At 43.8% G+C, this 11,615-nt stretch carries 13 protein-coding genes and 1 pseudogene; 8 read left to right on the top strand and 6 right to left on the bottom strand.

Annotated features, from left to right (window positions below):
• The 3 genes from BWI44_RS06845 to BWI44_RS06835 form a co-directional block, all read left to right on the top strand.
• The coding region (locus BWI44_RS06845) for a site-specific integrase (protein WP_286812459.1) at positions 1-1,143 on the top strand (1,143 nt) is incomplete at its 5' end.
• Positions 1,144-1,145: 2 nt separating this feature from the next.
• Positions 1,146-1,520, top strand: a complete 375-nt coding sequence (locus tag BWI44_RS06840) for a virulence RhuM family protein (RefSeq protein ID WP_055204596.1) — start codon at positions 1,146-1,148, stop codon at positions 1,518-1,520.
• On the top strand, positions 1,517-1,720 hold the full coding sequence (locus tag BWI44_RS06835; RefSeq protein WP_195209472.1) for a hypothetical protein: 204 nt from the start codon (positions 1,517-1,519) through the stop codon (positions 1,718-1,720). The genes BWI44_RS06840 and BWI44_RS06835 overlap by 4 nt, the downstream gene beginning before the upstream one ends.
• A gap of 146 nt (positions 1,721-1,866) precedes the next feature.
• On the opposite strand, the gene BWI44_RS06830 is transcribed toward BWI44_RS06835, so the two are convergent.
• Both BWI44_RS06830 and BWI44_RS06825 read right to left on the bottom strand, forming a co-directional pair.
• Positions 1,867-2,172: a helix-turn-helix domain-containing protein gene (locus BWI44_RS06830; protein ID WP_005679684.1), complete on the bottom strand. Its 306-nt coding sequence runs from the start codon at positions 2,170-2,172 to the stop codon at positions 1,867-1,869.
• 36 nt (positions 2,173-2,208) lie between these two features.
• The gene (locus tag BWI44_RS06825) at positions 2,209-2,520 is read right to left on the bottom strand and encodes a helix-turn-helix domain-containing protein (RefSeq protein WP_032855605.1); all 312 of its coding nucleotides are present in this window, start codon (positions 2,518-2,520) and stop codon (positions 2,209-2,211) included.
• Positions 2,521-3,151: 631 nt separating this feature from the next.
• On the opposite strand from BWI44_RS06825, the pseudogene BWI44_RS06820 reads away from it, so the two are divergent.
• Positions 3,152-3,451: pseudogene (locus BWI44_RS06820) on the top strand (hypothetical protein); the annotation flags it as partial.
• 339 nt (positions 3,452-3,790) lie between these two features.
• On the opposite strand, the gene BWI44_RS06815 reads toward BWI44_RS06820, so the two are convergent.
• The 4 genes from BWI44_RS06815 to BWI44_RS06800 form a co-directional block, all read right to left on the bottom strand.
• Positions 3,791-4,987: an MFS transporter gene (locus BWI44_RS06815; RefSeq protein ID WP_005678306.1), complete on the bottom strand. Its 1,197-nt coding sequence runs from the start codon at positions 4,985-4,987 to the stop codon at positions 3,791-3,793.
• 70 nt (positions 4,988-5,057) lie between these two features.
• The gene (locus BWI44_RS06810) at positions 5,058-5,759 is read right to left on the bottom strand and encodes a DUF1349 domain-containing protein (protein WP_229036206.1); all 702 of its coding nucleotides are present in this window, start codon (positions 5,757-5,759) and stop codon (positions 5,058-5,060) included.
• Positions 5,760-5,938: 179 nt separating this feature from the next.
• Positions 5,939-6,313 carry an acyltransferase gene (locus BWI44_RS06805; protein ID WP_005678303.1) on the bottom strand — a complete coding sequence of 125 codons (375 nt, stop codon included), beginning with the start codon at positions 6,311-6,313 and terminating at the stop codon, positions 5,939-5,941.
• Between the two features lie 90 nt (positions 6,314-6,403).
• The gene (locus BWI44_RS06800; protein WP_032855315.1) at positions 6,404-7,168 is read right to left on the bottom strand and encodes a response regulator transcription factor; all 765 of its coding nucleotides are present in this window, start codon (positions 7,166-7,168) and stop codon (positions 6,404-6,406) included.
• A gap of 86 nt (positions 7,169-7,254) precedes the next feature.
• On the opposite strand from BWI44_RS06800, the gene BWI44_RS06795 reads away from it, so the two are divergent.
• The 4 genes from BWI44_RS06795 to BWI44_RS06780 all read left to right on the top strand — a co-directional run.
• Positions 7,255-8,004 (top strand): DUF1349 domain-containing protein, encoded by a 750-nt coding sequence (locus tag BWI44_RS06795; RefSeq protein WP_005678300.1) that lies wholly within the window; start codon positions 7,255-7,257, stop codon positions 8,002-8,004.
• Between the two features lie 11 nt (positions 8,005-8,015).
• Positions 8,016-8,564: a flavodoxin family protein gene (locus BWI44_RS06790; RefSeq protein ID WP_005678299.1), complete on the top strand. Its 549-nt coding sequence runs from the start codon at positions 8,016-8,018 to the stop codon at positions 8,562-8,564.
• Positions 8,565-8,696: 132 nt separating this feature from the next.
• The gene (locus BWI44_RS06785; protein WP_195209471.1) at positions 8,697-11,027 is read left to right on the top strand and encodes a hybrid sensor histidine kinase/response regulator; all 2,331 of its coding nucleotides are present in this window, start codon (positions 8,697-8,699) and stop codon (positions 11,025-11,027) included.
• Positions 11,020-11,615: sigma-54-dependent transcriptional regulator (locus tag BWI44_RS06780; protein WP_286812408.1), on the top strand; the 596-nt coding region annotated here is incomplete at its 3' end. The genes BWI44_RS06785 and BWI44_RS06780, both read left to right, overlap by 8 nt.

Below are 11,615 nucleotides of genomic sequence, written 5' to 3'. Positions count from 1 at the left end.
GAAAAAAGAAACGAGTTGAACAGGCTGAACTCATTGTTGGAGGCATTGGAGGAAAAAGCGAAGTCCGCTTACAAAAAGAACGTGGATTCTTACGGCTTCGTCTCGGCTGAAATCATCAAGAATGCCGTCACGGGAAAATCAGACGTCAAGGAAACGCTGCTTTCCTTGTTTGACGAGCATAACGAGGAATATGCCAAACGTGTGGGCATTGACCGGACAAGGCATTCCTACGTCCGTTATCTTACCACTCGCAAGCATATATCCAACTTTTTGAAATTCAAGTATGATTTGGAGGATATTCCGTTACGCTCGCTGACGATGAAGTTCATGACCGACTTCACATTCTATTTCTCGACCGTATTGCAGTTGAAGGTTTCTGCCTACAATGACTATCTTATCCTGCTGCACAAGATGACCCGGCTGGCGTTGAAGAAACATATATTGAAACGTGACCCGTTTGCCGGACATAAGATTGAGAAAGTGCCGGTAAACCACCGCCACCTGAACAGGGAACAGTTTGAAAAGCTGCTCAATGCCCGACTGCCGACTTACCGCTTATGCCATACCCGTGACCTGTTTGTCTTTTCGGTGTTCACGGGCATCGGCAGGGCTGATCTGGCAAACCTGACAGAAGACAATATCATCACGAAAGAAGACGGTTCCAAATGGATTCACATTGCACGGCAGAAGACCAAGGCGGAGTGCCATATCAAACTTCTTGACATACCCCTTCGCATTATCGAAAAATACAAAGGGGAAGGTAAGGACGGAAGATTGTTTTACGTTCCGCAGACCTGCAATCTGTGCCGCAGCCTTAAAATCATAGCCGAACAGTGCAATCTGGGATGCCATTTGACATTCTATCAGGCGAGGCACAGTTTCGCGACCCTTATCTGCCTGAGCAACGGTGTTCCGATAGAGACCATCAGTAAGATGATGGGGCATTATTCCATACGCACCACCCAGATATATGCCGAAATAACCAACCACAAAGTGAGCAGGGATTTGGAAACCCTGTCTGAGAATACCAAGGGCAAATATGCGTTGCCCGATGACGGTATGCCGTCGAGAGTGTTCAAATGTGGAAATTACAGCGGTTGGAAAAATAAATGTGAATCAAGTGATAGAACTAAAATGAAGTGACTATGGATAGAGGAATAATAACAATCAGTGAAACAGGTACGATTATTATACCAACCGTACCCGTATGGATGTCCAAGTTCGAGATTGCCGACCTGTTCGGAGTGTTCTCATGTGATGTCCGCAAGGCGATTCATGCCATCTACAAGAACAAGGAACTGAATGAAACCGATACAATGCGATATATCAGAAAACCGGACGGTATCAATTATGACGTTTACAACCTTGAAATGGTCATAGCCGTTGCATTCAGGGTATGCAGTAGAGGAAGTCTTTTGTTCAGGCGGTTTGTAATGAGCAAAATGAATTTGACCAAGAAAGAAACATCTGTTACGTTGTTTGTTTCCTATGGCAGAGGCAACAACCTATGGTATAGTTGAAGCCTATTCCGCCAGCCGCTCGTTCCCGATGCACGGATGCAAAGGTAGCGTATGGCTTTGAAGGCATTGGCAAGGTCGGGCGGCAGAGCCGTTTCGGGCAGAATCTTCCTCAAACCTGTTTGAGCGTATTCAGCCCGAAAACCTTGCCACTGCCTGCCACACGCTTAAAAAGGCATCCGGCAACGGAAACAAGCGACTGACGGAAAATCAGAGAATATAGAGGAACGGCTTACAGACGAAGCAGGATATTGGTGCTTCATCCGTAAGCCGTTCCTTTTTTCTTTTGTCGGAAGTCCATTGCTCCGCAATTATAGGGCATCCGGCAAACTGCGCTCCTTCAAGAAAATCATGTACCTGTCAGCCGATAGGCAGAGCGGTAGCCGTCAGCAAGCATCCTTTCGATGTCGGATTCACGGTAGAGGATTTTACCGCCCAACTGGATATAGGCTATGCGCCCTTCGTTACGGTAGTCCTGAAGTGTCCGGCGGCTCACTTTCAGCCGTGCCGACACCTCCTTGTCGGTGAAGAAACGTTCACCGCCCAATGTCGGGCGGTAATTGGCGGTCAGATGCTCGAAGCCGTCAAGCAGACGGTCAAGACTGCCCATGAAGTGGATTATCCACTCGCTGTCCTTGTTAATCAGTTCATTCATAAACATTGGATTTAGTGTGATTACTATACTTAATGATTAAATAGTCCTGCCTTTGAATTTTGCTTCTTTTCGCCTGTCCTCCACAACGGAGACTATACGTTGCACATCTTCTGGACGGTAATACGTCTTGTGGTTTATCTGCGAGTAAGCCAGCGTGCCGTTATTCCGCAGGGTCTGTAACGTGCGGGGACTGATATTGAGCATCCGGCACACGTCCTGATTGTCCATCCACTCGCTCATTGTCTTTTCTCCATGCCGCCGGCAGATTGCATCCATGCGGCTGACGAAACGGTCGAACGTGGTGACCATCGCCTCAAAAGTCTTTCTTTCGATTGATACGATTTCCATATACTTTTCTTTTGATGTTATTGTTCTTTTTACCCCAAAGGAACACATAATACGTTATCCGACAATGGCTTCTCTGAAAGTGGCAGCGTATTGCGCTGATACGGCAGCCATTGTCCGTGGACATCATACAGAAACGGCTCTTTTCGCATGAATGCTAATCCAACGGAAAGGCTGGCTATTTCATAATCCGATTATTTAATAGTTCTCTATATAGTTGTGTGGTGAAACAAAGTTTTGGTTGTTTGGAGAGTGACAACATTACATCATGAAATCATTGAATCAATGTATCACCAAATTGTCGGACAAGCATTGGTTTATTTTCTTCAATATCCGGTTTGGCAGCTATTCGATAAATCCTTTTGGCAAGTATTTGAATTTCTCGGTTTTCATGTATTCAGATCTTTCATCTTTTGAATCATTGTTCGATTAAATCAGGTGGTTCCGCCCTGAATTTGAATGATATCTGCCCAATCCGTCACAGACGGATTTTAGTGTTCACATGAACACAGCAAGATGTCTTTTCAGCCGCTCAAAACGTTTTGAGCAGCCACGAAAAGCACTTGCCCCTGCAGGGGGCTGGGCTTGCCCTCCAAAGTCGGGAAGCCTTGTAAACCTACGGTGTTTGTGTCACAAGGAGGATGAACTGAAACAGTTGAAGTCAGAACTTGCCGCGCTCGACCGCAAGATACAGCTGGAACTTGCGCCGCCTACGCCCGAAATTGCCGAAAAAGAAAAGGATGGACAGGAGGTCAAGCCGGATGCGGGAGATGTACGGAACGTGCCACCACAACACACCGAAGATGTTCCGCAGATTCGCAGTCCGGTGAATGAGCGTAGTCCGTCAGGCAATTTCATTGCCGACCATGTCATCATCGGACGACCGGGTTTTCAGATCAAGGATGATAACCGTCCGAAAGGGATAAAAATATAACTTTTATTGTGGGCAGTAACGTCATTGTTTTCGTTACTGCCCACAATAACAAATAATCCTTATCGCTTTTGGATATTGGCTGATAGAAGTTGGTACAGACAAATTTAACAAAATAGAACAAAAAAAGTAACTGCTCAGCTATGCAAAGTCGTTGAGTACCAACTCTATTGCACGAGGTCAATCTTGCGTAATGCCCGATTTTCATCGAAATATAGTAAATCAACAAGTTTGCTACTGTTGATAATCAAGCATTTGGGTACATTTAGATACCTGAGTAGTTACACAAAAAAGCAATGCAATTTTTTTATACGTTGCACACTGATTTCTTATTTTGCAGAATTACAGCGAACAAGTTTCTCTTTCGTTTTGCAAATCTACTTGCAGTGTAATCTGTTTGCTTCTTAATATTATAGATGAAATTATAGCAACAATCAAAGCAAACACGGCAATACCTATAAATGACACATGCAAACCGTAGCGTTTTCCTATGAATCCGATTATAACCGGACCAAGAAGTATACCGGAATATCCAAGAGCATTAATAAAACTAATGATGTTGTGTACTGCCATCCCTTTTATGTGGGCCGCAAAAGATACTAATTGAGGAACTACATTGGCCGCACCACAACCGACCATAGCAAAACCAGCTACAGAAGCGATCGCACTATCAATTGATACCACAATCAGGAAACCAGCGGAAATAAGTAATGCCCCTCCGCTAATCACAGTCCTTCGTCCAAATCGATCGACGATCTTGTCGCCGCAAAGTCTCATAATAGTCATTGCTATGGCAAAAGCGGTATAGAAAAATCCGGCCACGGACATGTCAATGCCACGCTCTTGACTAACAAAAATTGCTGACCACCCCATTACAGCACCTTCCGACGCATACATGATAAAACATAACAAACCGACCACTATCACCATAGGTGGAATATAAAATTTCTTATTCACATCCTGTTTCGGATGGTCGTTGCTTTTAAGTACCTTTGAGGATAGAAGGTCACGGCATCCGGCCATCATCGCAGCCAATACCAATATCATAAATATTACGACCGACCACATAGGGATTATTCCGAATGCGAAAAGAGAACTCATCACACCGGCACCGATGAGCGTACCAAGTGAATAACCCCCATGAAATCCTGACATCAGATGTTTTCCTGTCTGACCTTCAACTGCAACACCATTCACATTAGCAGCAACATCGATGGTGATAGTACAACCGCCGAATACCAATAACATTATAGCCGTCAGGGTGAAGTTAGCCAATAGGCTTATCGTCAATAGAGAAAAAGCCATTAAAAATCCGGAGAAATAAACTACTCGTTTTGCGCCAAATCTCACACATAGCCAACTTGATAAAGGAAGTGCTATTATTGAACCCAACCCGGTACAAAGCATCAGAAGTCCTAAGGAAGCTTCGTCCAAACTAAATGCACGTTTAACATACGGTACAAGAGGTGCCCATGCAGCCTCAAGACAACCTATGACGAGAAAAGCGGTGCGATTTGCGATAATTGGATGTTTACTCATCGTTTAAAGGTATAAGAAAAGCGCACATTTTGAATATGTGTGCGCCTTTGAAAATGATTCGATTGTTTTATTATTCTGCTATATTACCCTTTCTAAAGTCAGCGACAGGTTTATCTGTCAGAGATACTTCGGTGAATAGGCAGGTGTGTTCATTATCCTTAGGACTCTGTGAACTGATGCCTATAAGCAATTTTTCAGGAAAGTCATTCTTATAGAGTCGGGCCATACGCCATATTTTACCATCTTCTGAGAAATAGCTACCAAGGGTTGTGCCATCGGAGGATAATCTCATATAAACGTATGGAGCCGTGATTGCCTGATGGTTATTGTCATCAGAGGTGCCTAATGTGCGAACTGACACCACTCGGTGATCGCCATACTCATCCTGCTCGAAACATAGTTTTTGACAATGTGTGTCGTTTTCATAAGCATATATCACCCCTGCCGAATAAGTTCCGGTTTCAGTGAATTCAGGCTGCACTTTAGCCGTGAAAGTGAAAGGTTTGGTGTTGTCAACCTCTGTGAAGATGACCGCAGAGTTATTGACTACGCTTCCATCCGGGGAACGGAAATAATCAGTTTGAGGACCGGCCACAAATTTGAGCGTGTCGCCAAGAAGTGTGATGCCATTCTCTCCGCCGTTTTTCGACTTTGTAAAACGAATTCCTCCTACATTGATGTCGCATGTGGCGAGTTCAACGTTTTCTGTTGTAGCTTTCTTGTCAGAATTTCCCGCTTTTTTCTCTGGTTCTTTCTGGGTGCATCCAGCCATTGCAAGACTTGCAATGATTGCGATAAATACTAATTTTTTCATTATGATATTGATTTGATTATTATTAAATTGCAATTTCCTTGTGATTTATTTGCGGTTGCAAAGTTAGATAGGACAAAAGATGTGCACAATACTGATTTCTAACCAATTTTCGCATCAATAGCAATAGGAATTAACTATTATTTGTTGAATATCAATCCTCTACGGCCTACTACCAACGAATTATCAGGAACATCTTGGGTTATGGTACATCCATGTGACATGACACAACCATTACCAACACTAAAGCTACCCGCGACAATTATAGTTCCTGTACCAAAAACACAACGATTGCCTATTCTTGCTCCCGGAAACAAAATAAGTTCTCCTCCTATGATATTATTATCTCCGATATAGATGTCATCACCAACTCCTGTGCAATAAATAGAAGCTCCGTGTGTAAGAGAAACGCCTTTACCAAAATGAATTGGCACAGAACTAAAAATACGTTCACATTCATTTTGCAGAACTGTTATGCCTGCTTCCAATTCTAATTTACCAGCAAATTGATTCATCTTTTTCGCTTTTATATGCCCGCAAAATTACGAACCAATAATAACTGGTACAACACTGATTTTTAACCAATCATAAAGCAAGAGGGCTCATTAAATAAGATTCATTCTTAATGCGATTTCTACAGCAGCCGCAGTATTAGCGACTTTTAATGAAGCTAAAATATCCTGACGATGGCGATTAACGGTATAAACGGAAATATTTAGGTTGTCTGCAATCTGTTTACTGGGCACCCCTTTCGCTATTAGTGATAGTATTTCAAGTTGTCGCCGACTAAGGATTTTTCGGTCGCATGCTTCGTACACGTTTCGTCTAACGGTTTCTCCTGTCACGAGATTTACAATAATACTGTCTTGTTTGTTATGAGAACCAAAGTATGGAGAATAAGTGCATAGACCGAGAATGACACTTCCACCGTTGCTACAACTAAAATATCTCGTTGTATGTAATATTTTTATTGTCTCATTACTCCCTGTCCGATAGAAACTGATGATACACGAAGCCGAGAAATTTGTCTTTTCATTTATGGGAAGTTCTTTTATAAAGTTGAAGAAACGAAGTTCGAGTATATGACGTTGAATAAGCTCTTCTTCATTCGCGTGGCTGAAAACGGTATTTTCAAAGGCAGATGTATGGTCAACCATATATTCCGGGAAGTCCATTATAGTTTGACCGAATCTGCCAGAATATATATGACATTCGTTGTTTTGAAAATCTGACACAACTGCTATACCTTCTGTTGCAAGAGCATAACCATTTGCGCACGCTCTTGCTTGAGCAAGCATAAATTCCTTATTTTCAGCATCTTCAAACTGCTGCTCAGTCAGAAGTGATTTTAGTTGATGTTCCTGTTCCATAGTGAATTGGTTAATTTTCACCATTGCGGGATTGCGCCAATAGTCCTAATTTTGCCACAAAATTACGAATAATAAATGATTCAAAGATGAAAAGAACCGTTTTATATGGAGCATTTCTTGTTGGATGCCTCTCTTTAGCTGCATGTCAGCAGCACAAAGAGTCCAAAACAAGTGAACCGGATTTGACCGGTAAAGTGGCTGAAACAAGCCAAATCACAGACTGTGAGATAAAAGTGGGAGATGTCACTTTTACCAAATCCATCAATGGCGCAGATACATGTGTAACCATACTTGCAGACGGAGGATTGGAATTCAACTGTCCCGGAGGACTTGACTTCTTCTGTGATCCTAACGAGGGTAAGCTGTCCAACAATACACTGCCTGTGTTACTGATTCCGACCGATAATACAAAGCCATTCACGCTGACAGCTAAAGTAACCCCTGAGTTTACCTCTGATGGACTTTACAATGCCGCCGATCTTTTTGTGTATGTCAACGATACACTTTGGCAGAAACTTGCCTTTGAGCAGGACGAATATGGCAACCACCGCATCGTAACGGTACGAACACAAGGTACATCGGATGACAATAACCATGATAAGATAGACGCAAAATCAGTCTATATGAAAATATCTTCTGATACTCACACTATCGCCAGCTACTATTCATTAGACAAAAAAGAGTGGCATATGGTGCGTCTGTATCGTAATGAATATCCCGATCAAATATATCTCGGCATCAGCAGCCAGTGTCCGCAACATGGTGGATGCACAAGCATCATCGAAGATATAACTCTTAGTCATGACAACGTAGGAGATTTCCGTATGGGTGAATAAATGTAAAGGATATGAGCAAACGAATTTTGATTTTAACCGGCAGCCCACGACGGGGAGGTAACAGCGACCTTATGGCGGACGCTTTTGCGAAAGGAGCATCCGAAGCGGGCAACAGTGTTGTGCAGTTTAATACTGCGCATAAACATATTCAAGGATGCAGAGCTTGCGATAATTGTTTTAGCAAGGAGAATAAAGCCTGTATTTTTAATGATGATTTCAATGAACTGGCATCTTTGATGGCAGAAAGTGATGTCATCATATTCTGTACCCCTCTTTATTGGTACTCGTTTCCTACCCAGATAAAAGCTGCCATAGACAAGTTTTATTCTTTCATCATAGGTAAAAAAGATGTGCCTATTAAGGAATGTATGCTTCTTTCGTGTGGAGAGTTGGAAGACCCACATGTATTTGACGGTATAGTGCGTTCCTTTGAACTCATTGCGCAAGATAGGGGATGGAAAAACAGAGGCCATTATCTTGTAAATAGTGTCAATGAGAAGGGGGCTATTTCAAATACCGAACATCTACAAAAGATATATGATATCGGAAAGAAATTTTGAATTGTCTATTGAGGATGTTCTATAATCCAATTTGATATAGCATCTTTATTAGACTGAGCTTCAAAGACCATACAGCCCGTAAGCCTATAAAGACCTACGGGCTGTATTATCAATAATCAATGGCAATAACGCATGAATCGACATAACGCTGAAACAAGACACTTCCGTATGCTGACTTCCATAGGCTATCTACTAATAGCTTTGCTGGTAGGCGGCATCATGTACACATGGCTTGGCGAATGGCGAGACATGGAGGGACTGGAAGCCAAAAACCGAGAGATCGATGAATTTCGAAAAGAGGTAAACAATATTCATATTCATTTGATAGAGTTTTCTTTATTAGGTGAAACGATATTGGAATGGGATGATGAAGATTTAGGACTTTACCATGCTCGGCGTATGACAATGGACAGTATGCTTTGTCGGTTCAAAGCTATCTATCCGGTAGAACGCATAGACAGTGTACGCCATTTTCTCGAAGACAAGGAACGGCAGATGTGCCAAATCGTGCAGATACTTGAACAGCAACAAGCCATCAACGATAAGATAACCAGTCAAGTACCTGTAATCGTGCAGAAGAGTGTGCAGGAACAGCCCAAGAAATCCAAGCGCAAGGGTTTCTTAGGCATCTTTGGCAAAAAGGAAGAAGCGAAACCAACTGCGACTACTACGATGCTGCGTTCCCTTAATCGGAATATGATAGCTGAACAACAGGCACAAAGCCGCCGTTTGTCGGAACACGCCGACAGTCTTGCTGCACGAAATGCGGAACTCAACAGACAACTGCAAGGACTGGTAGTTCAAATAGACAAGAAAGTTCAAGCAGACTTACAGAAACGGGAAGCGGAAATAGCCGCCATGCGTGAAAGTTCTTTTATTCAGATAGGTGGCTTGACAGGATTCGTTGTGTTGTTATTGGTAATCTCTTACATAATCATCCACCGAAATATCACCCGTATCAAACGGTACAAACGAGAAACTGCGGATTTAATAGAACAGCAGATACAGTCTATCAAACAAAACGAGGCACTGATTGCCTCTCGTAAAAAAGCCGTTCATACCATCACCCATGAATTACGTTCTCCACTGACGGCAATAACGGGTTATGCCGGACTGATGCGGAAAGACTGCAATACGGATAAAACCGGGACGTATATCCGAAACATTCAGGAATCTTCTGACCGCATGCGTGAAATGCTGAACACCCTGCTGAATTTTTTCCGGCTGGACAACGGCAAGGAACAGCCTAATTTCTCCGCATGTAGGATTTCCGCAATTACACATACGCTCGAAACGGAGTTTATGCCAATCGCCATAAATAAAGGACTGACTCTGACAATACATTGCCACAAGGATGCCTTTGTATGTACAGATAAGGAACGCATCCTGCAAATCGGAAATAATCTATTGTCAAACGCCATCAAATTCACGGAGAATGGTAGCGTTTCTCTGACAATGGGATATGATAACGGTATGTTGAAACTTATCGTCAAAGATACGGGTACGGGCATGACCGAAGAGGAACAGCAACGTGTGTTCGGTGCGTTTGAACGTTTGTCCAACGCTGCCGCAAAGGACGGCTTCGGATTAGGTCTTTCCATTGTTCAGCGTATTGTGACAATGCTCGGCGGCATAATCCGGCTGGAGAGCGATAAGGGCAAAGGTAGCCGTTTCACGGTGGAAATCCCCATGCAGACAGCCGAGGAACTGCCGGAACAGATAAATAAAACACAAGTTCACCATAACAGAACATTCCATGAAGTAATTGCTATCGATAATGACGAAGTTTTGCTTCTGATGCTGAAAGAAATGTATGCACAGGAAGGGATACACTGCGACACTTGCAACGATGCGGCAGAACTTATGGGAATGGTAAGGAAAAAGGAATACAGTCTGTTGCTTACGGATCTGAACATGCCGGATATAAACGGCTTTGAGTTATTGGAATTGTTGCGTGCTTCCAACGTGGGAAATTCAAGGACCATTCCGGTGGTCGTGACAACCGCTTCGAGCAGTTGCAGCAAGGAGGAACTTATAGAACGTGGATTTGCCGGATGCCTGCTCAAACCGTTCTCCATATCGGAACTGATGGAGATTTCTGACAAGTGCGCCATAAAAGGCAAACAGAATGAAAAGCCGGATTTCACCTCTCTGCTGTCATACGGCAATGAAGCCGTCATGCTGGAGAAATTGATAACGGAAACCGAAAAGGAAATGCAGTCGCTCAGGTATGCGGAACAACGGAAAGACCTTCCGGAACTGGACGCCCTAACACACCACCTGCGCAGCTCTTGGGAGATACTCCGTGCCGACAGACCGTTGAGGGAACTTTATAAACTGACTCATCACAATGGCACACCTGACGACAAAGCAATAGGCAATGCCGTAAGAGCCGTGCTGGATAAGGGTTCGGAGATAATCCGGCTGGCAAAAGAAGAAAGGAAGAAATACAACAATGGATAAGACAAAAATCATCGTGGTGGAAGATAATATCGTGTATTGCGAGTTTGTCTGCAACCTGCTGGTACGTGAGGGATTCCGTACCGTGCAGGCTTTCCACCTCTCGACAGCAAGGAAACTTCTGCAACAAGCCGCTGACGGGGACATAGTGGTTTCCGACCTGCGCTTACCCGATGGTGACGGCATCGACCTGTTGCGTTGGATGCGCAAGGAGGGTATGACGCAGCCGTTCATCATCATGACCGACTATGCCGAAGTGCATACGGCGGTGGAAAGCATGAAACTCGGCTCGCTGGACTACATACCCAAACAACTCGTGGAGGACAAACTCGTGCCTCTTCTCCGTACTATACTGAAAGAGCGGAATATCGGGCGAAGCCGTATGCCCGTGTTTGCCCGTGACGGTTCCGCCTTCCGGAAAATCATGCACCGTATAAGGCTGGTAGCCCCCACCGATATGAGTGTGCTGATCTTCGGAGAGAACGGCACGGGCAAGGAGCATATCGCCCACCATCTGCATGATAAAAGCAAACGTTCCGGCAAGCCATTCGTGGCTGTGGACTGCGGTTCACTCACCAAAGAGCTTGCGCC

The sequence above is a fragment of the Bacteroides sp. Phil13 genome, assembly GCF_001940965.1.
Lineage (GTDB): Bacteria > Bacteroidota > Bacteroidia > Bacteroidales > Bacteroidaceae > Bacteroides > Bacteroides intestinalis.
The sequence above is the reverse complement of the archived record's forward strand: the minus strand, read 5'-3'. Positions and strand labels throughout refer to the sequence as shown.